The sequence below is a fragment of the Actinoplanes sp. CA-131856 genome (assembly GCF_050956135.1).
Taxonomy (GTDB): Bacteria; Actinomycetota; Actinomycetes; order Mycobacteriales; family Micromonosporaceae; genus Actinoplanes.
In genome coordinates this window covers 7,965,147-7,988,356 of record NZ_CP191849.1, presented here as the reverse complement: position 1 = coordinate 7,988,356, position 23,210 = coordinate 7,965,147, and the positions used below count along the sequence as shown (strand labels likewise).

The 23,210-nt window shown below is 69.5% G+C and carries 16 protein-coding genes; 10 read left to right on the top strand and 6 right to left on the bottom strand.

What is annotated here, in order from left to right; genetic code table 11:
* The first annotated feature begins 1 nt into the window (after window position 1).
* Genes ACQP2X_RS36530 through pulA form a run of 3 tightly spaced genes read left to right on the top strand, consistent with a single transcriptional unit; the run spans window position 2 to window position 7,882 of the window.
* Window positions 2-796 (top strand): sugar ABC transporter permease, encoded by a 795-nt coding sequence (locus ACQP2X_RS36530; RefSeq protein WP_498701121.1) that lies wholly within the window; start codon window positions 2-4, stop codon window positions 794-796.
* Window positions 793-2,547 carry a glycoside hydrolase family 13 protein gene (locus ACQP2X_RS36525; RefSeq protein ID WP_498689767.1) on the top strand — a complete coding sequence of 585 codons (1,755 nt, stop codon included), beginning with the start codon at window positions 793-795 and terminating at the stop codon, window positions 2,545-2,547. The genes ACQP2X_RS36530 and ACQP2X_RS36525 overlap by 4 nt, the downstream gene beginning before the upstream one ends.
* Window positions 2,548-2,557: 10 nt before the next feature.
* Window positions 2,558-7,882, top strand: coding sequence for a pullulanase-type alpha-1,6-glucosidase (gene pulA, locus ACQP2X_RS36520; protein WP_498689765.1), 5,325 nt, complete (start codon window positions 2,558-2,560; stop codon window positions 7,880-7,882).
* Here pulA and ACQP2X_RS36515 read toward each other — a convergent pair.
* Window positions 7,839-10,145: a putative bifunctional diguanylate cyclase/phosphodiesterase gene (locus ACQP2X_RS36515; RefSeq protein WP_498689763.1), complete on the bottom strand. Its 2,307-nt coding sequence runs from the start codon at window positions 10,143-10,145 to the stop codon at window positions 7,839-7,841. The genes pulA and ACQP2X_RS36515 overlap by 44 nt on opposite strands.
* On the bottom strand, window positions 10,066-11,106 hold the full coding sequence (locus tag ACQP2X_RS36510) for a sulfite exporter TauE/SafE family protein (protein ID WP_498689761.1): 1,041 nt from the start codon (window positions 11,104-11,106) through the stop codon (window positions 10,066-10,068). The genes ACQP2X_RS36515 and ACQP2X_RS36510 overlap by 80 nt, the downstream gene beginning before the upstream one ends.
* Before the next feature lie 888 nt (window positions 11,107-11,994).
* Between ACQP2X_RS36510 and ACQP2X_RS36505 the strand changes: the two genes are divergently transcribed.
* The 5 genes from ACQP2X_RS36505 (at window position 11,995) to ACQP2X_RS36485 (ending at window position 15,397) form a co-directional block, all read left to right on the top strand.
* A complete protein-coding gene (locus tag ACQP2X_RS36505) occupies window positions 11,995-12,720 on the top strand; it encodes a histidine phosphatase family protein (protein ID WP_498689759.1) in 726 nt (241 codons plus the stop codon).
* Window positions 12,695-13,507, top strand: a complete 813-nt coding sequence (locus ACQP2X_RS36500) for an NAD(P)H-hydrate dehydratase (protein ID WP_498689756.1) — start codon at window positions 12,695-12,697, stop codon at window positions 13,505-13,507. The genes ACQP2X_RS36505 and ACQP2X_RS36500 overlap by 26 nt, the downstream gene beginning before the upstream one ends.
* A gap of 52 nt (window positions 13,508-13,559) precedes the next feature.
* A complete protein-coding gene (locus ACQP2X_RS36495) occupies window positions 13,560-13,973 on the top strand; it encodes a CBS domain-containing protein (protein WP_498689755.1) in 414 nt (137 codons plus the stop codon).
* Window positions 13,974-14,069: 96 nt separating this feature from the next.
* Window positions 14,070-14,420, top strand: coding sequence for a PadR family transcriptional regulator (locus tag ACQP2X_RS36490; RefSeq protein ID WP_498689753.1), 351 nt, complete (start codon window positions 14,070-14,072; stop codon window positions 14,418-14,420).
* Window positions 14,417-15,397: a permease prefix domain 1-containing protein gene (locus ACQP2X_RS36485; RefSeq protein ID WP_498689752.1), complete on the top strand. Its 981-nt coding sequence runs from the start codon at window positions 14,417-14,419 to the stop codon at window positions 15,395-15,397. The genes ACQP2X_RS36490 and ACQP2X_RS36485 overlap by 4 nt, the downstream gene beginning before the upstream one ends.
* Window positions 15,398-15,804: 407 nt before the next feature.
* Here the strand turns inward: ACQP2X_RS36485 and ACQP2X_RS36480 are convergent, their stop codons facing one another.
* Window positions 15,805-16,026 (bottom strand): hypothetical protein, encoded by a 222-nt coding sequence (locus ACQP2X_RS36480; protein ID WP_498689750.1) that lies wholly within the window; start codon window positions 16,024-16,026, stop codon window positions 15,805-15,807.
* A gap of 510 nt (window positions 16,027-16,536) precedes the next feature.
* Here ACQP2X_RS36480 and ACQP2X_RS36475 point away from each other — a divergent pair.
* Both ACQP2X_RS36475 and ACQP2X_RS36470 read left to right on the top strand, forming a co-directional pair.
* Complete coding sequence (locus tag ACQP2X_RS36475; protein ID WP_498689746.1) at window positions 16,537-17,427, top strand: helix-turn-helix domain-containing protein; 891 nt, start codon at window positions 16,537-16,539, stop codon at window positions 17,425-17,427.
* Between the two features lie 11 nt (window positions 17,428-17,438).
* Complete coding sequence (locus ACQP2X_RS36470) at window positions 17,439-19,055, top strand: RecQ family ATP-dependent DNA helicase (RefSeq protein WP_498689743.1); 1,617 nt, start codon at window positions 17,439-17,441, stop codon at window positions 19,053-19,055.
* 9 nt (window positions 19,056-19,064) lie between these two features.
* On the opposite strand, the gene ACQP2X_RS36465 is transcribed toward ACQP2X_RS36470, so the two are convergent.
* From ACQP2X_RS36465 to ACQP2X_RS36455, 3 genes are all read right to left on the bottom strand, one after another.
* Entirely contained in the window at window positions 19,065-20,483 is a 1,419-nt protein-coding gene (locus ACQP2X_RS36465; RefSeq protein ID WP_498689740.1) for an MFS transporter, read from the bottom strand.
* A 155-nt stretch (window positions 20,484-20,638) separates the two neighbouring features.
* A complete protein-coding gene (locus ACQP2X_RS36460; RefSeq protein WP_498689738.1) occupies window positions 20,639-21,232 on the bottom strand; it encodes a TetR/AcrR family transcriptional regulator in 594 nt (197 codons plus the stop codon).
* A 39-nt stretch (window positions 21,233-21,271) separates the two neighbouring features.
* On the bottom strand, window positions 21,272-23,203 hold the full coding sequence (locus tag ACQP2X_RS36455) for a GTP-binding protein (protein ID WP_498689736.1): 1,932 nt from the start codon (window positions 23,201-23,203) through the stop codon (window positions 21,272-21,274).
* Between the last annotated feature and the right edge of the window lie 7 nt (window positions 23,204-23,210).

Sequence of the window (23,210 nt, the reverse complement as noted above, 5' to 3'; positions counted from 1 at the left end):
CATGCTGGTCTTCGCGATGGTGCCGATCGTCTTCGTCGTGTCGGCCGCGCTCAACCCGCTCGGCACGCTCTCGTCGTCGCAGCTCGTGCCGAGCGGGGCCTCGTTCGGCAACTTCACCCGGCTGCTCGGCGACACCGCGTTCGGCAGCTGGTTCCTCAACTCGGTGGTCATCGCGGCCACCGCCTCGGCCGCCTCGGTCTTCCTGAGCGCGCTGGCCGCGTACGCCTTCAGCCGCCGCCGTTTCCGGGGACGCCGGGTCGGGCTGTTGTCGCTGCTGCTGATCCAGATGTTCCCGCAGTTCCTGGCGATCGTGGCCATCTTCCTGATGTTCTCGACGATCACCGACTACTGGCCGGCGATCGGCTTCAACACCTGGTGGGGCCTGATCCTGCTCTATCTGGGCGGGGCCTTGGGCGTGAACACCTGGCTCATGAAGGGCTTCTTCGACACCGTCCCGCGTGAGCTCGACGAGTCGGCCACCATCGACGGGGCCAGCCATCCGCAGGTGTTCTTCCGGATCCTGCTGCCGCTGGTGGCGCCGATCCTCGCGGTGACCGGGCTGCTCGCCTTCATCGGCACCATCAACGAGTTCCTCATCGCCAACGTCTTCCTGACCGACACCGGGGCCAAGACGCTCTCGATCGGGCTGTGGGGCCTGGTCGCGGGGGAGCGGGACGCCAACTTCGGCATGTTCTGCGCCGGCACCCTGCTCACCGCGATCCCGACCGTGCTCGTCTTCCAGCTGTTGCAGCGCTACATCACCGACGGGCTGACCGCGGGGGCGGTCAAGGGATGATGAGGCCCCACCACGACGGCAGCGAGCTGTACGTGAGCGATCCGGCGCCCGCACTCGGCGACACGGTCAGCGTCTTCGTGCGGGTGCCGCGCGGCACCGGGGTGTCGCGCGTGCACATGCGCTGGGTCCGCGACGGCGAGCCCGTCTTCACGTCGGCCGTCGTCGACCGGCGCGGCCCGGGCGGCGACACGTGGTGGCGGGCCGACCTGCCGGTGCACAATCCCGTCACCGCGTACCGCTTCCTGCTCGGCACCACGCGGGGCATGCGGTGGCTGACCGGGATGGGCCTGACCACGCATGACGTCCCCGACGCGACCGACTTCCGGGTGGTCGCCTACCCGCCGCCGCCATCGTGGTCGCGCGATGCCGTGGTCTACCAGATCTTTCCCGACCGGTTCGCCCTTTCCGCCAAGCGCGAGCTTCCGGACTGGGCCGTCGGCGCCGACTGGAACGATCCAGTGGTCCGCGGCCCGGACGCGCTGCGCACGATCTACGGCGGCGACCTGGACGGCATTCGTGAGCACCTCGACCACATCACCGGCCTCGGCGCCAACACCATCTACCTGACGCCGTTCTTCCCGGCCCGCTCCAATCACCGTTACGACGCGACCACCTTCGACCACGTCGATCCGCTGCTGGGCGGCGATCGGGCGCTCGAGCGGCTCTCCGCGGCGGCCCGCGAGCGCGGCGTCCGGCTGCTCGGTGACCTGACCACCAACCACACCGGCGACGCCCACGAGTGGTTCCCGCAGGAGAAAGAGCTTTATTACGTACGCCCGGACGGCGGTTACGAGTCGTGGCGCGGCGAGCCGACCCTGCCCAAGCTGAACTGGGGCAGCGACGAGCTCCGGCGCCGCTTCGCGCGGATCGTGCGGCACTGGCTGTCCGAGCCGTACGCGCTCGACGGCTGGCGGATCGACGTGGCCAACATGACGGCCCGGCTCGGCGCCGACGACTTCACCCACGAGGTCGCGGCCCTGCTCCGGCAGGCCATGCACGACGTGCACCCGGACGGCCTGCTCATCGCCGAGCACAACCATGACGCCTCCAGCGACCTCGACCGCGACGGCTGGCACGGCACGATGAACTACTCCGGCTTCACCCGTCCGGTGTGGAGCTGGCTGCGCGCCGACGACCTGCCGTTCGACAGCTTCCTGGGCGTGCCGGTGGAGGTGCCACGGGCCGACGCGGCCTCGGTGGCCGCGACCATGTCGGCCTTCGCGGCCCAGATGTCGTGGCGCTCGTGGACGACGTCGTGGCAGCTGCTCGGCTCGCACGACACGGCCCGCATCCGCACGGTGGTCGGCTCGGCCGAGCGGCAGGAGGTGGCCGCCGGTCTGCTCTTCACCCTGCCCGGCACGCCCATGCTCTTCGCCGGCGACGAGCTCGGGCTGACCGGCGCCGACAACGAGCAGGCGCGCGTGCCGATGCGCTGGGACGCCCCGGTTCTGGGCTTCTACCGCGACCTGATCGCGCTGCGCCGGTCGTCGCCGGCCCTGCGCCGGGGCGGTCTGCGCTGGGTGCACGCGGACGGCGACAGCCTCATGTTCCTGCGCGAGAGCGCCGAGCAGAGCCTGCTCGTCCTGGCCCGCCGGTCGGCCGGTCAGCCGTTCACGCTGGCCGGCCTGCCGCCCGGCGCCACCTCCGAGAACCTTTACGGCGGCGCGCGGCCGCTGTACACCGAACCCGATGGTTCCACCGTCATCGATGGCTATGGCCCGACCGTCCAGGTCTGGTCCGTCCGCAGTTGAAGGAGACGTAGTGGTCTCAAAGCGCCGGGGGCTGTTCGCCGCCGTACTCTCGCTTCTCGTTCCGTTCCTGATAGCGACGCCAGCAAAGGCCGCACCGGCCGATTCCTTGATAGCCCAATGGGGCGCCGACACGGTGAACCCGGGCGAGCAGTACTACTTCGTGCTGCCCGACCGTTTCGCCAACGGCTCCACCGCCAACGACAAGGGCGGCCTGTCCGGCGACCGGCTGAAGACCGGCCTGGACACCACCGACAAGGGCTTCTACCACGGCGGCGACCTGGCCGGCGTCATCGACAAGCTGGACTACATCCAGGGCCTGGGCACCACGGCGATCTGGCTGGCCCCGGTCTTCAAGAACCGGCCGGTGCAGGGCAGCGGCAGCGACATCTCGGCCGGCTACCACGGTTACTGGATCACCGACTTCACCCAGGTCGACCCGCACTTCGGCACCAACGAGGAGCTGCGCAAGCTGGTCCGGCTGGCCCACCAGCGCGGCTTGAAGGTCTACCTCGACATCATCACCAACCACACGGCCGACGTCATCAAGTACGCCGAGGAGAAATACGACTACATCGACAAGACCACGAGCCCGTACGAGGACTCGCAGGGCCGTGCGTTCGAGGACCGCAACTATGCCGACTCGCAGAACGGCTTCCCGCGGGTTTCGAAGGACTCATTTCCCTATACGCCGGTGGTGGCCCCCAATGATCGGAACGTCAAGGTTCCGGCGTGGCTGAACGACCCGACGATGTACCACAACCGCGGCAACTCCACTTTCGCCGGTGAGAACAGCGAGTACGGCGACTTCTTCGGCCTGGACGACCTGTGGACCGAGCGCCCGGACGTGGTGCGCGGCCTCACCGACATCTACGCCCACTGGATCGGCTACGCCGGCATCGACGGCTACCGGCTCGACACCGTCAAGCACGTGAACCTCGACTTCTGGCCGCAGTTCGCCGCCGGCATTCGAAAGGCCGCGGGCAAGAAGGACTTCTTCATGTTCGGCGAGGTCTACAGCGCCGATCAGGAGATCGAGTCGACCTACGTACGCCAGGGAGGGCTCCCGGCCACCCTCGACTTCTCCTTCCAGGCCGCCGCACAGGGTTTCGTGGCCGGCAACGGCTCGGCCCAGGCGCTGGCCGACCTTTATGCGAAGGACGACCTCTACACCGCGCGCGACACCTCGGCCGCGGCCCTGCCGACCTTCCTCGGCAACCACGACATGGGCCGGATCGGCTCGTTCATCGCCGCCGCCGGCGGGGACGACGCCGCGAAGCTGCGGCGCGACCAGCTGGCCCACGAGCTGATGTTCCTGACCCGCGGGCAGCCGGTCGTCTACTCCGGCGACGAGCAGGGCTTCACCGGGCCGGGCGGCGACAAGGACGCGCGCCAGGACCTGTTCGCGTCGAAGACGGCCGACTACCTCGACGACGACCTGATCGGCACCGACCGCACGCACGCGGTGGACAACTACAACACCGCGCATCCGTTGTACCGCACCATCGCCGCGCTGGGCGCCCTCCGCAAGGCACATCCGGCGCTGCGCGACGGCGTTCAGGTGACGCGGTACGCCGCGGAGGGCGCCGGCGTCTTCGCGGCCTCCCGCGTCGATCCCAAGCAGCGCCACGAATACGTCATCGCGTCCAACAGCGCCACCACCCCGCAGACCGTCACCTTCGACACGTGGTCGGCAGGCAGGACCTTCCGCGGCGTCTACGGCACGAACGTGGTGACCACCGCGGCGTCCGACGGCAAGCTCACCATCACCGTGCCGGCGCTGTCGTCGGTGGCTCTGCGGGCCGGCACGCCGATCGCGGTGCCGGCGGCCGCGCCGGCCGTCTCGCTGAACACGCCCGATCTCGTGCCGGCCCGCACCGAGCTGACCGCGACGGTGACCGGCGATCCGCTGTCCACCGTCACGTTCGCCGCGCAGGTGGGCGACGGGCCCTGGAAGCCGGTCGGCACGGCGACCCGGGCCCCGTACACCGTCTACCACGACCTCACCGGCCTGGCCGGGGGAACGCCGGTGAAGTACAAGGCCGTCGTGCGCGACGGCAAGGGGCGCCTGGCCTCCACGACCAGTAGCACCAAGGTCGGCACGCCCGAGGTGGCGACCAGCCCCGACTACGCGATCGTGCACTACCAGCGGCCGGCCGGCGGCTACGACGATCAGGGGCTGTACGTCTTCGGTGACGTCGATCCGTCGATGACGACGACGTGGCCGGCCGGGCAGCCGTTCGCGGGCGAGGACTCGTACGGCCGCTTCGCCTATGTGAAGTTGACCCCGAACGCCAAGAACATGGGCTTCATCGTGGTGAGTAAGGACGGGGTGAAGGACGTCGACGCCGACCGCTTCATCGACCCGTCGGCGACACCCGAGGTGTGGCTGAAACAGGGCGACGCCACGGTCCATCCGTCACGACAGGCGGCGACCGGCGAGCCGGACCCGCCGCAGGACCAGAACACGGCGGTCATCCACTACCGCCGCGCCGACGGGAACTACGACGGCTGGGGCCTGCACGTCTGGGACGGCGCGGCCACGCCGACCGACTGGGCCGCGCCGCTGCAACCGGCGGCCACCGACGCCTTCGGGGTCACCTTCCGGGTGCCGCTGGCGGCCGGGGCCACCGCGCTGAACTACATCATTCACAAGGGCGACACCAAGGATCTGCCCGACGACCAGAGGCTCACGTTCGCCGAGGGCGGCCGCGAGATCTGGCTGCTGGCCGGCGTCTCACCGCGGATCGTGCCGGTGGTGAAGAAAGTGGGCGCCGGGGGAGTGGTCGACACGACCAAGTCGTCGGCCGTCTGGATCGACCGGACCACGGTGGCCTGGCAGCCGGGCGGCGACACCGACGGCAAGGTGTACGACCTGGTCCACGGTTCCTCCTCGGCGCGGCTCAGCGTGGGGCGGGACGGGCTGACCGAAGCGCAGCGGACCAAGTTCCCTCATCTGTGGCAGTACGGCGCTTTCCGGCTCCCGCCGGGCCTTGATCTCCAGGAGATCCTGCGCGGGCAGGTCACGATCACCGAGCGGGACGCGGCCGGCAAGCTGCTCGCGGCCACGGGCGTGCAGACGGCCGGTGTGCTCGACGACGTCTACGCGGCGGCCGCCTCGGCCTCGCTGGGCCCGGTGGGCACGACGCTGTCGGTGTGGGCGCCGACCGCGCAGAAGGTCTCGCTTCTGCTGTACGACACCACGAGCACCGCTCCGTCCACGGTGGCCATGAAGCGGGACGACCGTACGGGCGTGTGGTCCGTTCGCGGGCCGTCGTCGTGGAAAGGCAAGTACTACAAGTATTCGGTGACGGCGTGGCAGCCGGCGGCGCAGAGAGTGGTCACCGCAGCGGTCACCGATCCATACAGTCTCGGCCTCTCCACCGACTCCCGGTTGAGCCGGATCGTCGACCTGTCCGATCCGTCGGCCGCGCCCGCCGGTTGGTCGTCGCTGCGTAAGCCGGCCGCTGTCCCGGCCGCCAAGATCCAGATCGCCGAGGCGTCGGTTCGGGATTTCTCGATCGCCGACTCCTCGGTGCCGGCGGCCGCGCGCGGAACATATCGGGCATTTACCGGTTCCTCGTCGGCGGGGATGAAGCAGTTGTCGTCGCTCGCGGCGGCCGGGGTCACCCACCTGCATCTGCTGCCGGTCTTCGATTTCGCGACAATTCCCGAGAACCGGGCCGACCAGAAGCAGCCCGACTGCGACCTGGCCGCGCTCCCGCCGGATTCTGCGCAACAGCAGGAATGTGTGGCGGCGGTGGCCGCCACCGACGGCTACAACTGGGGTTACGACCCGCTGCACTACACGGTGCCCGAGGGCGGCTACGCGGTCGACCCGGCGCAGCGCACCCGCGAGTTCCGCGAGATGGTCGGCGGCGTCAACAAGGCCGGGCTGCGCGTGGTGATGGACGTCGTCTACAACCACACGTCGGCCGCCGGCACCGATCCGCACTCGGTGCTCGACCAGATCGTGCCCGGCTACTACCAGCGGTTGCTGGCCGACGGGACGGTCGCGAACTCCACCTGCTGCGCCAACACGGCGCCGGAGAACACGATGATGGGCAAACTGGTCGTCGACTCGATCGTGACCTGGGCCAAGGCGTACAAGGTCGACGGTTTCCGCTTCGATCTGATGGGCCACCACCCGAAGGCCAACATCCTGGCCGTGCGGGCCGCCCTCGACAAGCTGACGGTGGCCAAGGACGGTGTCGACGGCAAGAACATCTATGTGTACGGCGAGGGCTGGGACTTCGGCGAGGTCGCGGGTGACGCGCGGTTCGAGCAGGCGACCCAGGCCAACATGGCCGGCACCGGGATCGGGACGTTCAACGACCGGCTCCGCGACGCCGTCCGGGGTGGCGGGCCGTTCGACGCCAACCCGCGCGTGCAGGGCTTCGGGTCGGGGCTGCTGTCGGCACCGAACGGCGACGCCGTGAACGCGGACGCGGCCACCCGGCTGCCGCACTACCAGGACCTCATCAAGGTGGGGCTGAGCGGCAACCTGGCGTCCTACCGGTTCGTGGCGTCCAACGGGGCCACGGTCACCGGGTCGCAGGTCGACTACAACGGCTCGCCGGCCGGCTACAACGCCGCGCCGGGCGAGGCCATCACCTATGTCGACGCTCACGACAACGAGGTGCTGTACGACGCCCTCGCCTACAAGTTGCCCTCTTCCACCTCGGCGGTGGATCGCGCCCGGCTCCAGTCGGTGGCCTTGTCCACCACGGCTCTGGGACAGGGGGTGGGCTTCTTCGCGCTCGGCAGCGAGCGGTTGCGGTCGAAGTCGCTCGACCGCAACTCGTACAACTCGGGTGACTGGTTCAACCAGATCATCTGGGACTGCTCGCAGGGCAACGGCTTCGGCCGCGGATTGCCGCCCGCTGCCGACAATTCCGATAAATGGGACTACGCCCGGCCTTTGTTGGCTTCGGCCGCGCTCGTGCCTTCATGCGAGGCCGTCAATCTGGCCGACGCCCGGTACAAGGAGCTACTTCTTATCCGCGGCTCCACTCCGGTCTTCGGCCTGCCGACCGCCGCCGAGGTGCAGAAGCGACTGTCGTTCCCGCTCTCCGGCGCGGCCGAGACCCCGGGGGTCATCACGATGACCCTGGACGGACGGGGTCTCGACCGCCAGTGGAAGTCGGTGACCGTCGTCTTCAACGGCACCTCGGCGGCTACCACCCAGACCGTTCCGGCCTTGGCCGGCACGACGGTCGCCCTGCACCCGGTGCAGCGCAATTCAGCCGACCCGCTCGTCCGTACAGCCGCCTTCTCCCAAGCGACGGGGACTTTCACCGTCCCCGCGCGGACGACTGCGGTGTTCGTACAGCGTTGATGAGCTGATCGGCCGGAGCCGGTACGCCCAGGAAGTAGCCCTGGGCGTACCGGCACTCCATGGCGACGAGCAGGTCGAGCTGGTCGCCGGTCTCCACACCCTCGGCCACCACCCGCAGGCCGAGGGTGTGCCCCAGCTGCAGGATGGCGCTGACCAGCTCCTGCTGACGGGCGTTGCCGACCAGGCCGGTGATGAACGAGCGGTCCATCTTCAGCACGTCGACCGGGATGTCGCGCAGATAACCCAGCGACGAGTAACCCGTGCCGAAGTCGTCGATCGCGATGCGCACGCCCAGCTCGCGCAGCTCCTCGATGCGGCCCACGGTGACCGCGACGTTGCGCATCAGCACGGTCTCGGTGAGCTCCAGCACCAGGCGGTGCGGCGACAATCCCGTACTGCTCAAGGCGTGGGCGACCCGGTCGGTCAGATCGGCCACCTCGAGGTCGGCCGCCGACAGGTTGACGCTGACCCAGCCCGGCGCCGTGTCCGGCTCGGCGTCCTGCCACCGCTTGACCAGCCGGCAGGCCTCGTTGAGCATCCACCGGTCGATCTCGGTGACCATGCCGGTCTCCTCGGCCATCGGGATGAACGACCCCGGCGGCTGGAGGCCGCGCTCGGGATCGTTCCAGCGCACCAGCGCCTCCACCCCGATGAGCCGCCGCTCCGGCAGCTCCATCACCGGCTGGAGGTCGACCCGGAGCTCGCCGCGGTGGACGGCGTCGCGCAGGCGGGCCTCGCTGTCGATCCGGTCCAGCAGCTGCTCGTGCATGCGCGTCTCGAACACGCGGTAGCAGGCCTTGCCCTCGGCCTTGGCCGCGTACATGGCCACGTCGGCGTTGCGCAGCACCTCGTCGGCGCCGGCGTAGCGGCCCGCGTCCGGCACCACGCCCACGCTCACCGACACGGTGGCCTCCCGGCCGTGCAGGAGCAGCGGGTTGCCCAGCGTTTCGACACACGCCCCGGCGAGGCGCTCGGCCGTGTCCTGGCCGGCGTTCTCCAGCAGGACGGCGAACTCGTCGCCGCCGAGCCGCGCGAGAACGTCGGTGGGGCGTAGTACCGCGATCAAGCGCTCCGCCGCCGTACGCAGGAGAAGGTCTCCGGCATTGTGGCCGAGGCTGTCGTTGACCCGTTTGAAGCCGTCGAGGTCGAGATAGAGGACCGCGACGTCGGCCTTTCGCAGAGCCAGCTCCAGCCGGTCGTGGAAGAGCTTGCGGTTGGGCAGGCCGGTCAGGGCGTCGTGCAGGGCCTGATGGCGCAGATCGTGCTCGAGGCGGCGCTGCCGGCTGACGTCGCGCAGCACGATGACGGCGCCGCCGCCCTTGGCGATCGGGCTGACCGTGTAGGCGACCCGGACGGAAGTGCCGTCCGGCCGCAGCAGCGTCGCCTCGCCTCCCTGCCGCGGGAGCAGCGTGGACGCGTCCTTCTGGAGGAGACCGTCGACGCCGAAACCGGTGATCCGCCCGGCCGCCTCGTTGGCGAAGGTGATCCGGTTGTTGGCGTCGAGACCGCAGATGCCCTCACCGGCGTTGGCCAGGATGCTGTCGGTGTACTCCTTGGCGAGGATCTCGCGCGCCGACCGCTCGAGACGTTCGGCCATGTCGTTGAAGGCGTCGCCGAGCCGGGAGATCTCGTCACGCCGCCCGACGTCCACCCGCTGCACGTAGTCGCCGTCGCGGATCCGCTCGACGGCCCGGGTCAGCCGGTGGATCCGGCGGGTGATCGACTCACCGGTCAGGATGCCGAGCAGCAGGATGAGCCCGATGCAGACGGCGCCCGCGACGACGATGAGCTGCTCGGTGTAGGCGGTGGCGGCCTTCATCTGCTCGTAGAGCGGCGTGTACTCCAGCACGACGGCGCCCAGCGTGACGTCCTCGTCGTCGATGATCGGCACCACCACCTGCCGGACCCGGCCCGTCTCCATGAAGGCGCGCGCCCGGTGGTCGGCGATGGTCCGGGCGATCTCGCCGCCCGGATCGCCGTCGTAGGTCCCGCCCACGTTGGCCGGCCAGGCGTCGGCCAGGATCCGCCGGCCGGTGTCGACCACGACGATGTCGCGGGCCTGGAGCTCGTGCAGCCGCGCGATGTAGGCGGCCAGCATCTCCGGCTGCTCGTAGAGCGGCGCCATCTCGGCGGTCAGCCCGTAGGCGATGTCCTTGGCCACGCCCCGCGCGACCTGCTCGGCCTCACTGACCGCGGCTTTGCGCGTCGACTCCGCGTCCGCGTGCAGCACGAAGCCCACCATCGCGGCCACCAGAGCGGCCACGGCAAGGAAGCACCCCTGCAGCTTCTGCCGAACGTTCATCCCTCATCTGTTCGGCCACGATCGTCCCGAAGTGAGCCGTCCCGCGCCGCTTGCGCCCACCGTGACCTTCGGCGCCCGCCCGGCGCCGCCACAAGCCCAGGACGACGGCCACCAGGACGGCCACCGCCGAGGCGGCGCCGACCGCGGCCGTGGGAAGGTCGAAGAGCTTGAGCGCGCTGGCCAGAAGCACGATGACCAGCGCGGCCCGCACGAGCCCGGCCGGCGCCCGCGACGAGATGCGCGACCCGATGAGCACACCCGGGATCGAGCCGAGCAGCACGGCGCCGGCCAGGTCGAGCTGAAGGTCGCCGAAGAGCGCGTGCCCGAGCGCGGCCGAGGTGACCAGGGGAATCGCCTGCACCAGATCGGTACCGACGAGGTCGTTGGCGCGCAACGTGGGATACATGGCCAACAGGGCCACGATGATCAGCGACCCCGAGCCGACCGAGGTCAGACCGACCACGAGCCCACCCGCGGCCCCGAGCAGCGCCGTAGGCAGCGGCTTGACCGTGATCGGCTCGGCCACCCCGTCGTCCCCGCGCCGCCGGGCGGCCCACGACTTCAGCAGAAGCCCGCCCGCGGCGAGCAGAAGGGCCACCCCGAGAGCGATCCGGATGGCCCGCTGCACGGTTTCGTCATCGCCGAGCAGCCGGAGAAGCAGCACCCCGGCGAAGGCGGCCGGCACGCTACCGACACAAAGCCACCGAACGAGCGCCCAGTTGACGGTCCCGCGGCGGGCGTGCACGGCCCCGCCGAACGGTTTCATCACGGCGCTGGCCGCGAGATCACTGGAGACGGCAGCCACCGGCGGAACCCCGAACACGAGCACGAGGATCGGCGTCATCAGAGCCCCGCCACCCATCCCGGTGAGCCCGACGACGACACCAACGCCGAGCCCGGCCAGAGCGAGCGTGAGATCCATCGGACGAGTCTCCGAAACGATCCCCCACCTTGTCCACTAATTCGGTGGACTTTATCGACTTTCCCGCCCATCGGGACACCCTCGTCACCCGCCCGTGTCCCCTCCCCGGGTGTCTCCCTCCCTCGCGCTCTCTCCGCTTCACTTTCGCGCCTTTCCCCGCGCTCCGTTGTCCGCCGCGTCCTGAGCCGTGCGTTGGCCGCTTCCGTTTGGGGCCGCCCCGCTTTCGGGCCGCCCCGCTTTCGGGCCGCCCTCCTGGTCTCGCTCTGGGGCCGCCTTTCCCGCCCCGCCCTCGGGCCGCCTTCCCGCCCCGCTCTCGGGCCGCCCTTCCCCCCGCTCCCGGGTCTGACCGGAAAGGAGTTAGGCCGATTCGGGCGGAACTGGGCGGCCCCGTCGACGTGGAGAAGTCAAGCGGGCTTGTCTTTTTGTAGTGCTTGCTTGTCAACCGAAGGCTGGGGCTCGCCGTCAGCCGCGCGGGACCCGGCTGCGCTGTGTGGCCTTGTTCGGTCGTAGCGGAGCGGTGGGGATTACTGATTCGGGCGGAACTGGGCGGCCCCGTCGACGTGGAGAAGTCAAGCGGGCTTGTCTTTTTGTAGCGGTTGCTTGTCAACCGAAGGTCGGGGCTCGCCGTCAGCCGTGCGGGACCCGGCTGCGCCGTGTGGCCTTGTTCGGTCGTAGCGGAGCGGTGGGGATTACTGATTCGGGCGGAACTGGGCGGCTCCGCCGACGTGGAGAAGTCAAGCGGGCTTGTCTTTTTGTAGCGGTTGCTTGTCGACCGAAGGCCGGGGCTCGCCACCAGACGCGCACGGGACCCGGCTGCGCAGTGTGGGCTTGTCCAGCCGTGGCGGAACGGTGGGGATTACCGATTCGGCGGTGGGGTATGGCGCTGGCATGAAGGAGCTCCAGTGGCTCGCCGTGGTTCGGCACGGGCAGAGCACCGGCAATGTCACCGCGCAGGCCGCCGAGGAGGGTGGGGCCGAGGTGATCGAGATTCCGGAGCGGGACGCCGACGTTCCGCTGTCGGATCTCGGGCGTGAGCAGGCCGCGGCGGTCGGCGAGCATCTCGGGCGTGATGTGCCGGATGTGGCGGTCGTGTCGCCGTACCTCCGCACCCGTCAGACCGCCCAGCTGGCCCTGGGCGAACGGGGTGTGCCGTTGATCGTCGACGAACGGCTGCGCGACCGCGAACTGGGGATCCTCGACCTGCTCACCGGGCGTGGCGTGCAGGCGCGGCTCCCCGACGAGGCCCGGCGGCGCAGTCGGCTGGGCAAGTTCTACTACCGGCCGCCCGGCGGCGAGTCCTGGGCCGATGTGCTGCTGCGGCTCCGTGCTCTGCTGCGCGAGCTGCGTGAGGACTACCCGGACGGCCGGGTCGTGCTCTTCGCCCACGAGGCCACCGTGCTGCTCGTGCGCTACCTCGCCGAGCGCCTCGACGAAGGCGAGCTGATGGCCATCGCGCACCGCACCACCATCGCGAACTGCTCGATCAGCAGCTGGCGCCGTGCGGGTGATCTGCTGGTGCCCGAGGCGTTCAACGCCGTTGATCACCTGCACCGCGAGGGCACGCGGCCGACCAGGCAGGAGGACGTCAATGCCTCAGCGAGTAATCACTCCTAAGGTCCTGCGCGAGTGGCCGCTTCCCGATCCGCAGGGCGGCAAGGAGTCCCGCGGCACCGTGCTCGTGGTGGGCGGCTCGAAGTTCACCCCCGGCGCCGTCCTGCTGGCCGGGGTCGCCGCTCTCCGCGCCGGCGCCGGCCGCCTGCAATTGGCGGTGGCCGAGGAGACGACGATCGCGCTCAGCATCGCGGTGCCCGAGGCGAAGGTGGTCGGCCTGCCCGGTACCGGCCTGGCCGGTGACGCGGACGTGATCGCGCTCGGGCCGGGCCTCGACGACATCGACGAGACGACGACCTTGATGCGCGAGGTGCTGGGTGCGGCCCGCGCGGAGGCGGGGGTCGTTCTGGACGCGTACGCCCTGGGAGCGCTCAGCAAGGACGCAAGCCTGCTTCCGTCACCGGAGCGGGCGGTGCTGACGCCGAATCTGGTGGAGGCCGAGCATCTACTGGGCCGCCCACCCGGCGACGATCCGGGCGCCGCCTCGGTCGAGCTCGCCGAGAAGTTCGGCGCGGTGGTTTCCCTGTACGGCCACATCGCGGCCCCCGGCGGCCGGCGCTGGGTCGAGGAGAGCGGCGACGTCGGCCTCGGCACGTCCGGCAGCGGCGACGCGCGGGCCGGCATCGTGGCCGGCCTGCTGGCCCGGGGCGCCGACCCGGCGCAGGCCGCGTGCTGGGCCGCCTACGTCCACTCGGTGAGCGGGCAGCGCCTGACCCCTCGGCACGGCCGCACCGGCTTCCTGGCCAGGGAACTCGTCGACGAGGTGGCCCACACGATTGCGACGCTGTGATGCGGGTACCCCTTTCTGTGACCACTCATATACAGAACGGGAGGAACAACCCATGACCACCGCTCGCGAGATCATGACTCCCGACGTCACCTGCGTGGGGGAGAAGGAGACGCTCGCGGACGCCGCCCGGAAGATGGCCGACCTGGGCGTCGGCTCGCTGCCCATCTGTGGCGAGGACAACCGCCTCAAGGGCATGGTCACCGACCGCGACATCGTCGTGAAGGCCCTGGCCCGCGACCGCAACCCCGGTGACGTGACCGCCGGCGAGCTCGGCGAGGGCAAGCCGGTCACGATCGGCGCCGACGACGACGCGGCCGACATCCTGCGCACCATGTCCCAGCACAAGGTCCGCCGTCTGCCCGTCATCGACGGCCACCGGCTGGTCGGCATCGTCGCGGTCGCCGACGTGGCCCGCGCCCTCCCGGACCGCCCGGTGGGCGACCTGATCGACGCCATCAGCGAGTAACCCCCGCGCCACCAAGCCCCGCCGGCCGCAAGGTCGTGCGGGGCACTTTGCTGTTTGCTGTTGTCATAGTGTGCGTCGCACAGTATCGTGAGTGACATGACAACGGACGCCACACTGGCCAGCCACCTCCAGGAGCTGCGCCGGGGAACGGTCGTCGTCGCCAGCCTCATCGCTCTCCGCACGCCGGGGTACGGCTACTCGCTGCTGGAGACGCTCGGTCAGGCCGGCTTCGACGTCGAGGCCAACACGCTCTACCCGCTGCTGCGCCGGCTCGAGACCCAGGGCCTGCTGGTCAGCGAGTGGAACACCGACGAGGCCCGCCCGCGCAAGTTCTACCGCACCACCGAGCACGGCGACGCCGTCGCCGAGACGCTGCGCGGCGAGTGGACACGCATCGACCGCGCCATCAACGACCTCTCCTTCACCCACCCCGGGAGCGACAAATGACGAACCTCGTCGACCGTTACGTGTTCACCGCCCTGCGCCGCATCCCCGAGCAGCAGCGCGCCGACATCGACCGCGAGCTGCGCGCCTCCATCGACGACGCGGTCGACGCCCGCGTCGACTCCGGCGAGGCACACGACACCGCCGTGGAGAACGCGCTGCTGGAGCTGGGCGACCCCGACAAGCTCGCCGACGCCTACGCCAACAGACCCAACTTCTTGATAGGCCCGGAGCTGTACGGCGTCTGGCGCCGCTTCATGCTCATGTTGTTCTCGACCGTCCTGCCGATCGTGGTCGTGGTCAACGTCGTGGTGGCGCTCTTCGGCGACGACCCGAAGGCCGGCGACATCATCGGCGGCGCCATCGGAAGCATCCTGACGGTCGGCGCCCACCTGGCCTTCTGGACCACACTGACCTTCGCGGTCATCGAGCGTACGGGCCTGGGCAAGGCCGAACTCCGGGGCGGCCCATGGTCTTTGAAGGACCTTCCCAAGTACGAGCCGCGCGCCATCACCCTCGGCCAGATGGTCACGTACGTCGTGTGGCCGGTGATCCTGATCGCCGTCATCGTCGTCCAGCAGTTCACCCTCACGGACACCCCGGTCCTCGACCCCGACGGCTGGTCCCTCTGGTGGCCGGTGCTGATCGCTTTGATCGCCCTGAAGGCAGTGTGGGCGGTGTGGCTCTACCGCCAGGGCGAGTGGACGAGGCCCATCATCGTCGCCAACGCCGCCTTGGCCGTACTGACCGGCGCCTACCTGGTCTGGCTGCTGGCATCCGACCGCTTCTTCAACCCGGCCTTCGACTGGACCACCGACAACGGCACCGACCTGCTGACCTGGATCACCCCCGCCGCCATAGCGGTAACGGTCCTGGGCACCCTGTGGGACATCGCCGACATCACCATCCGGGGCGAGCGCGCCCGACGAGGCCTCCCCACAAAGGTCCCCGGCTCCGGCAACACCTACAAGTTCGGCTGAGCCTGCCTCAACGCAACGCGCCCCGCGGCCGAGAGCCGCCGGGGCGCGTTGCCGTCGTCGTGTCGGAGGATCCGGGATCGAAAGCCGCACAAGCACATCTGGCCATGCTGGGGGGAGCGTCTGCCCGCCTACGGCGGCGCGCAAGGGCCGCCACACGTGATGCTCGCCAGAATCGGAGACGGCGGGAACTGTCCGCGGCGGCCAGGAGCTCGGCCAGTTCAGTCCGTTGCTCGGGCGGCACCAGCGACACCACCACGAGGAGAGGCACCACCGCTGCGGCGAGCTCGACCATGACGACCACGCCGATCAGGCCGATCAGCACTAGTGCGAACACCATTGAATCCATGGGTACCTCCCCATCAGCGAGGCGATTCACGCTTGGCGACGCGGACTCCGGTGTCCGCACATCAGTAGCCGAGAAGCGCAGCCGTCAGCAGAGCGAAGCTCGCGCCGAGGGCGAGCACGGCCAATGCCGCGGCGATGAGTGCGCGAAGAATTGGCGCGAGCGCTATAACGATGTCCCGAATGAGGCGGGCCGCCAGGGCGAGGCACAACATCGAAACCACCACGATCGCGACGCCGTAGCCCGGAGGAAGTGAGAACGAACTCGTGTGGATCATAAGGATCACCGACCTCAGCGTCCGCCAGACCGCGACGGGAAAGCCGATCGAGCGACGACGCTGTCGCTGATGTCTGCGTCAGGTCCGACGACGGAATACTAGGAATATATTCCGCGTCCTCACGCTTCGTAAGCGCTCGCAAGCACATAGGCGCCATCTGGAGATGGATCTCCGATGGCCCCAGATCAAGTAGCTATCGGTATTTTGGCCGGTCCGGCCGGGTAACCCGGCGATCTTCTGGTAGTTATTACGGGTATGACGAAGGTTTCTGAACCCGACGAATCAACGTTACGCCTGGTCGCGGCATGGTGCACCCACGGTGATTGTCCTAAGATTTTCGATACAGGCCATGGGGACTACGTGATCCAGGGTTATACAGTTGATTCCACTGAATTCGGAATCGATGTGCCGCCGGGAGAAGGTCTCGTCAGGGTTCCGGCCGAGCTGTTCGCTCGGCTTGAGCAGGGTTCGACGGCGGGAGTCTGATTCTCGCCGACAGGCGACCGGGAGGTGGCGGTTATGGAGACTGACTCCGGTGTGCCGCCACCTCCATACGCCGACGAACCGATCGGTGTTCAGCTAGCCCAGATGCGCCACGCGCAGCGCGTTACGGGACGGGATCTGGGCCGGCGGATCGGGATGAGTCAGTCCAAACTGTCCAAAATCGAAACGGGCGCGATGTGGCCGTCTGGAGCGGAGGTCAGACGCTTCGCCGAGGCGTTGGGCGCCGAGCCGGACGAGATCGAGCGGCTGGTGAGCACGGCCGAACGGCTGCCGGCGGGCGCGGTCTCCGCCGATCGGGTGGTGGGCTGGCAGCGGGATGTCGGCGCGCTCGAAGCCGCTTCCACGGAATACCGCACCTTCCAGCCTGGCGCCATTCCTGGCTTGCTCCAGACGGATGAGTACGCGAGAGCCGTGCTCGGGTTGGTTACCGACCTCGCCGACGGCGACACGCAGAAGGCGATCGTCACGCGCTTGAGCCGGCAGATCATTCTCGGCGACCAGCAGCGGCGTTTTCATTTCGTGCTCCCGGAGACCACGCTGATGACCCGGTTGATGCCGGCGGACGGCATGCTGGCTCAACTCTTTCGTCTCCGTGAGGTCAACCGCCGGGACAATGTGAAGCTGCAGGTGGCCGACATGGACATACGTTGGCCGTATCCGCCCGTACACGGCTTCACCATCCTGGACGACAGCCGGGTCGTCATCGATCTGATCGACGATGTCCGAATTCTGTCGGAGCCGGCGGCGGTGCGCCGCTACCGCCGGGTCTTCGACCTGCTCGCGAGCGCCGCGACCTCCGACGTCGAGGAGATCCTGGACCGATGTCGCCTGATCTATCTGCGCCGCGCTCAGGAGCAGACCGGTCAGGAACAAGCGAGTGAAATCGCTGGTCACACATTCGACTAGCATTCGGCGGGATGGACACGCTTGATCGAATTGCGGCCGATGTGCTCGGAATCAGCCTTCGGCCCGCTCAAAGGCGGGCGCTCGAGGCGCTCACCCGGCACGGCGACACCCTGGCCGTGCTGCCCACCGGCAGTGGCAAGAGTGCTATCTACCAAGTGGGCGGGCTCGCGCTCGGCGGGCTCACCGTTGTCGTGTCGCCTCTCATCGCGCTTCAGCGGGATCAACTTCGGTCCATGGCGGCGCGGGGGTCCGTGCGGGCCGTCATGCTCAACTCCTCGCAACACCATGCCGACCGGGTTCACGCGCTCGGTGAACTCGGCGGCGGGCGCGTCGATTTCGTCATGCTCGGGCCCGAACAGCTTGCCAACCCCGAGACCATGGCCGCCATCAGCGGCAGCCCCCGGCCTGTCACCCTTGTCGCCGTCGACGAAGCCCATCTCGTCAGCGAGTGGGGCCACGATTTCCGGCCCGAATATCTGCGGCTTGCCGATGTGGTCGAGGCGGCCGGGCGGCCGCCGGTCCTGGCTTTGACGGCCACCGCCTCCCCGCCCGTTCAGGCTGACATCACCCGGCAGCTTCGGATGCGGGACGCCCGTGTCATCGTGGCCGACTTCGATCGGCCGAACATCTCGCTCTCGGTGCGGCGGGCCCGGCGCGATCTGCCCGAAGGCCAGGCGGTCGACGATCGTACGGTCGAAGTGGTCCTCGCGCACGACGGCCCGGCCCTGGTCTACGCGCTCAGCCACGCCCGCTGCGAGAGCCTTGCCGAGCGGCTTCGTCGCGACGCCTACCGGGCCGAGCCGTACCACGCCGGCCTTTCTTCCTCGCGGCGCAGCGAGATCCAGGACGCCTTCTTCGCCGGCCGGCTCGATGTCGTCGTCGCGACCAGCGCCTTCGGCATGGGCATCGACAAGCCGGATGTACGGACCGTCGTGCACGCCGGTGTGCCCGGGAGCCTCGACGAGTACTACCAGGAGATCGGGCGGGCCGGCCGTGATGGCGGGCCGGCCACCGCCGTGCTTGTCTACGACCCCCGGACCGTGCGGATTCCTCGGCTGCTGGCCGCCCGCTCGCGCATGGGTGCGGCCACGGTCCACGCGGTCATCGACGCCATCGAGGCGGCCACCGGCCGTACGACCGTCAAGGATCTTTCCGCAGCGGCCGGTGTCGGCCGGGCCGCCGCCGAGCGCGTGGTCGACGAGCTCCTGGATCTCGGCCTGGTGCGGCCCGACGGCAACGACGCCGTGCTGGCCGCGCCCATGGGTGACGCTTTCCGGCAGGTCATCGCGGCCGGCGACCGCCGGCAGACGATTCTGCGCTCCCGCATCGACGCCGCCCGGGGCTACGCCGAGACCACCCGGTGCCGCCGCGCCGACCTGCTCGGCTATTTCGGCGAGCACTACGACGCGCCGTGCGGCACCTGCGACAACGACAAGCACGCGACCGCCCCGCGCGGCGAGGACCGGAGCGCCGGTCCCGGCACTCAGCAGCGTGTCCGGCACCGGTTGTGGGGACCGGGCACGCTGCTGAGCCGGGACGACCACGAACTGGTGGTCGCTTTCGATTCCGTGGGCTACCGGCACCTGACCGCCGCCGCGCTGACGAACGGCTTGCTGACGCCGGAGTGAGGGTGAGCGTCAGACCATGACCGCGGTTCCCGCGTTTGCGTTGGCCTCCTCGCGGCCCGCCTTCACCAGCACGGCGGCGATGATGGCGGCCAGGCCGATCAGGGCGGCGCTCCACCAGAACGCCACCGTGTAACTGTGTACGGTCGCCGCCGCCGTCAGCGACGCCGGGTCCGAGGCGGTGGCCTGGTGGTCGACGATGTATCCGGCCACGGCCGACGTGAAGATGGTGTTCAGCAGGGCCGTGCCCAGCGAACCGCCGATCTGCTGGGTGGTGTTGATCAGGGCGCTGGCCACGCCCGCGTCGTGGTCGGCCACGCCGACCAGGGCCGTGTTCGACATCGGGCCGAAGGTGATGCCGAGGCCGAGGCTGAGGACCAGTTCGGCCGGGAAGACGTGGCTCCAGTAGCCGGTGTCCACGCCGATCTGGGTCAGCAGAACCATGCCGACGGTGGCCAGGACGAGGCCGGCGACCATCAGCACGCGGGGGCCGACCCGGGTCTGCACCTGGGCCGAGATGCCGGCGCCGACGATGATGCCGACGGTGAACGGCAGGAACGCCACACCGGACATCAGGGCCGAGTAGCCCAATGTGATCTGCAGGTAGAAGGTCAGGAACAGGAACATGCCGAACAGGCCGGCACCGATCAGCAGAGCCGTCAGGAACGAGCCGCCACGGTTGCGGTCGAGGATCACCCGCATCGGCAGCAGCGGGTGCGACGAGCGGAGCTCGATGACGACGAAGGCGACGAGCAGCGCGACGGCGGCGACGAGGAAGCCGATCGTCGTCGCCGAGTCCCAGCCGTCGTCCGCCGCCTTCGTGAAACCGTAGACCAGGGCGACCAGGCCGGCCGTGGAGGTCAGCGCGCCGGGCAGGTCGTAGCGGGTGTTGCCCTCGGCGCGGCTCTCGCCGACGAAGCGTGCGGCGGCCACCGCGGCGATGATGGCGATCGGGGTGCTGACCAGCAGGGTCCAGCGCCAGGAGGCGTACTCGGTGAGAAGTCCGCCCAGCAGCAGGCCGACCGCGCCGCCGCCGCCGGCGATGGCGCCGTAGACGCCGAACGCCCGCGCCCGTTCCTTCGGTTCGGTGAAGGTCACTGTGAGCAGCGACAAGGCGGCCGGGGCCATCAAAGCGCCGAAGGCGCCCTGCAGGGCCCGGGCCGAGAAGAGCATGAACGCGTTGGTGGCGAGACCGCCCAGCGCCGAGGCGGCCGCGAAGCCGAGCAGGCCGATGATGAACGCCCGCTTGCGCCCGGTGAAGTCGGCGATCCGGCCGCCGAGCAGCAGAAGACCGCCGAAGGCCAGGGTGTACGCCGTGATCATCCACTGCCGGTCGGCGTCGCTGATGTGCAGCGCCTGCTGGGCCGTGGGGAGGGCGATGTTGACGATCGTGGCATCGAGCACGATGAGCAGCTGCGAGACCGCGATCACGGCCAGCGCCAGCCACCTTGATCGTGATTTAGGCGATATATCCGGCGTACGATGGGCGTCTGAGGTCGTAATTGACACGAGGGGTCCCCTTTCAGGGCACGCGGAGATCCACCCAGGCGCGGTCGGCGAGGGCGTGGAAGAAGGCGAAGGAGGGGTTAGGGCCGCGGCTCCCGGCAGAGCAGAGGCAGAACGATGTCGTCGACGAGGTGGTCGATGAAGGCCTGGTCGAGCGGCTCACCCAGGGCGAACCGCCGCATGAAGACCATGGCCGGCACGATCTCTTCAATGAGCCGGGCGTCGTAGCCGGGCCGGAGCTCACCCCGGGCCACGGCCCGCTCGCAGATGGATTCCGCGAGCGGAAGCTTGGACTCCTGCATCTGGCGCAGCTGCACGGCGAGCTCGGGCTCGGTGTGCAGGGCCATGAACAGGCCGGCGAGGATCGGCCCCTGGTCACTGCTGATCATGGTCGCCATGTCGCAGAACCAGGCCGCGAGGTCGCCACGCAGCGTCCCGGTGTCGGGAAGCGGCTTGTCGACGGCCTTGCACACCCGGACAGCGTCCGTCACCAGCTCCGCCTTGGTGGGCCAGTGACGGTAGAGGGTGGCCTTGCTCGCCTGGGCCCGGGCGGCCACCGCGTCCACCCGAAGCCCCTGGTAGCCCGTCTCGCCCAGCAACTCGTAGGTCGCGCGCAGGATCGCCTGCTCCCGTTCCTGGTCGAGTTTGCGGGTGCGCCCAGCCTGGTCAGCCACGGCGGTCACCCCCTTCGCGAAACGAAACTGTTTCGTACACTACGCCTCCCGCTCACCTGACGCGATCTCCGAAGGCGATTGTGACGCAGCCGACGTGCGGGTTCGAGGGTCGTACCGCTCGAAGGTCGTCTCCAGCACACCCTCGCCGTGGGTGAGACCCGGAATCGCCTGCTCCAGCGCCCGGACCCGGGCCGTGGGAACGAGACCTTCGAGCGGGGCCGAGCTTTCCGGAACGGCACCGTACTTCCCGAGCGCCGCCAGCACCGCGCCCAGCGTGGACTCGGGCACGTCGAGCCGGAAGCGCGAGATCGGCTCGCACACCACGGTCCCGGCCCGCTCCAGCGCCTCGCGCAGCACGATCGGCACGAGCTTGCGAAAATCCGCCGCCCGCGTCGCCGGCGAGACGAAGCCCGTCCGGGTCGCGGTCACGCGCACATCGGTCACCCGCCAACCGCGAAGACCCAGGGTCAACGACTCTTCCACGTACGTCTGGAGCGACTCCCGAAAGAGCTCGACCGCCTTGAACACGTGGATCGGCACCTGCTCCACCGGCACCTCCAGCGCGAACGTCACCCCCGGCCCCGGCTCCACCCGCAGATCCAGAGTGGCCAGCGTCGGATTCCCGTCCTTCCCGAGCGTCCTGCCCGCACACCCGGCACCGGCCGGTCGCTCGATGTGGATGGTCCGGGTCTCGTCAAAAACCACTTCGACGCCGTACGCCTCCAGGAGCGTGGCCAGGATGACCTCCTTCTGCACTTCGCCGTAGAGGGAAACGGACAACTCCGTCCCGTCCTGCCGCAGATTGATCAGCGGATCCTGCCCCGCCAGCTCACTCAGCGCCGCGTGCAGCCGCCGCCCGTCTGCCGGATCCCGCGGCCTGACCACAGATTCCAGCGTCGGCGGCGCGAAGATCTGCCCACCCACCGGCCCGGCACCGATCGCGTTCCCGATCCGAGCCTCCCGAAGTCCGTGCACCTTCCCGATCTGCCCCGCCACGAGAGCTCTCCGCCGCACCCCGGCCCCACCCTCGATGGCCTCGATCCCGGTGATGACCGCCAGGCCACCGCTCACGCGGTCGGGGGAGGAGATGGGGTCGCCGACCGGTACCCGGTCGCGGATGTGCAAGGCGCCGGAGAACATGCGGACATAAGCGATACGGCGGCCGTGGTCGTCGCGGTCGACCTTGAAGATCGTGCCGCTCAGCGGGCCGTCGGCCGTCCCGGAGGTCGCCGGGAGCAGCGTGGGCAACGCCGCCATCAACTCGTCCACGCCGGCGCCGGTCATCGCGGAGCCGAAGAACACCGGATGCAGAAGCCCGGCGCGGGTCCGGGCCGTGAGGACCTCCCGCAACCGGCCGTAGGGCGCGGATCGCTCGTCCCGCACCCAGTCCGAGAGCACCCGGGGGTCACCCGAAATGTCGACGAGCCGGGCGATGAAGTCCGCGTCCGCGGTGCCGGCCAGAGGGCGGATCGTCGCGTTCGGTGTCCCCGCGCCGAGCAGCGAGGCCATCGGGATGATGTCCGGGGTCAGGCGGGTGGCCAGGTCGCGCAGGAGTGACTGCTCCCGGGCGCCGGGGCGGTCGATCTTGTTGACGAAGATCAGGGTGGGGACGCCGAGGCGGCGCAGGGTGCGCATCAGGATGCGGGTCTGTGCTTGAACGCCCTCGACCGCCGACACCACCAGCACGGCGCCGTCGAGGATGCGTAAGGCTCGTTCCACCTCGGCGATGAAGTCGGGGTGGCCGGGGGTGTCGATGAGGTTGACCGTGGTGTCGCCCAGCGGGAACGACGCGACAGCGGTCTTGATCGTGATGCCGCGGCGGCGTTCCAGGTCGAGGGAGTCCGTCTGGGTGTCGCCGGCGTCGACGCGGCCGATGTGGTCGGTGACGCCGCCCGCGTGGAGCAGGCGTTCGGTCAGGCTGGTCTTACCGGCGTCGACATGCGCGACGACGCCGAGGTTGAGAAAGGGCACGCGGAGT

Excerpts from the sequence above, each read along its gene's own strand:
- ACQP2X_RS36530 (WP_498701121.1), top strand. The coding sequence starts at position 2 with ATGCTGGTCTTCGCGATGGTGCCGATCGTCTTCGTCGTGTCGGCCGCG.
- ACQP2X_RS36525 (WP_498689767.1), top strand. The coding sequence starts at position 793 with ATGATGAGGCCCCACCACGACGGCAGCGAGCTGTACGTGAGCGATCCG.
- ACQP2X_RS36510 (WP_498689761.1), bottom strand. The coding sequence starts at position 11,106 with ATGGATCTCACGCTCGCTCTGGCCGGGCTCGGCGTTGGTGTCGTCGTC.
- ACQP2X_RS36505 (WP_498689759.1), top strand. The coding sequence starts at position 11,995 with ATGAAGGAGCTCCAGTGGCTCGCCGTGGTTCGGCACGGGCAGAGCACC.
- ACQP2X_RS36500 (WP_498689756.1), top strand. The coding sequence starts at position 12,695 with ATGCCTCAGCGAGTAATCACTCCTAAGGTCCTGCGCGAGTGGCCGCTT.
- ACQP2X_RS36495 (WP_498689755.1), top strand. The coding sequence starts at position 13,560 with ATGACCACCGCTCGCGAGATCATGACTCCCGACGTCACCTGCGTGGGG.
- ACQP2X_RS36490 (WP_498689753.1), top strand. The coding sequence starts at position 14,070 with ATGACAACGGACGCCACACTGGCCAGCCACCTCCAGGAGCTGCGCCGG.
- ACQP2X_RS36485 (WP_498689752.1), top strand. The coding sequence starts at position 14,417 with ATGACGAACCTCGTCGACCGTTACGTGTTCACCGCCCTGCGCCGCATC.
- ACQP2X_RS36475 (WP_498689746.1), top strand. The coding sequence starts at position 16,537 with ATGGAGACTGACTCCGGTGTGCCGCCACCTCCATACGCCGACGAACCG.
- ACQP2X_RS36470 (WP_498689743.1), top strand. The coding sequence starts at position 17,439 with ATGGACACGCTTGATCGAATTGCGGCCGATGTGCTCGGAATCAGCCTT.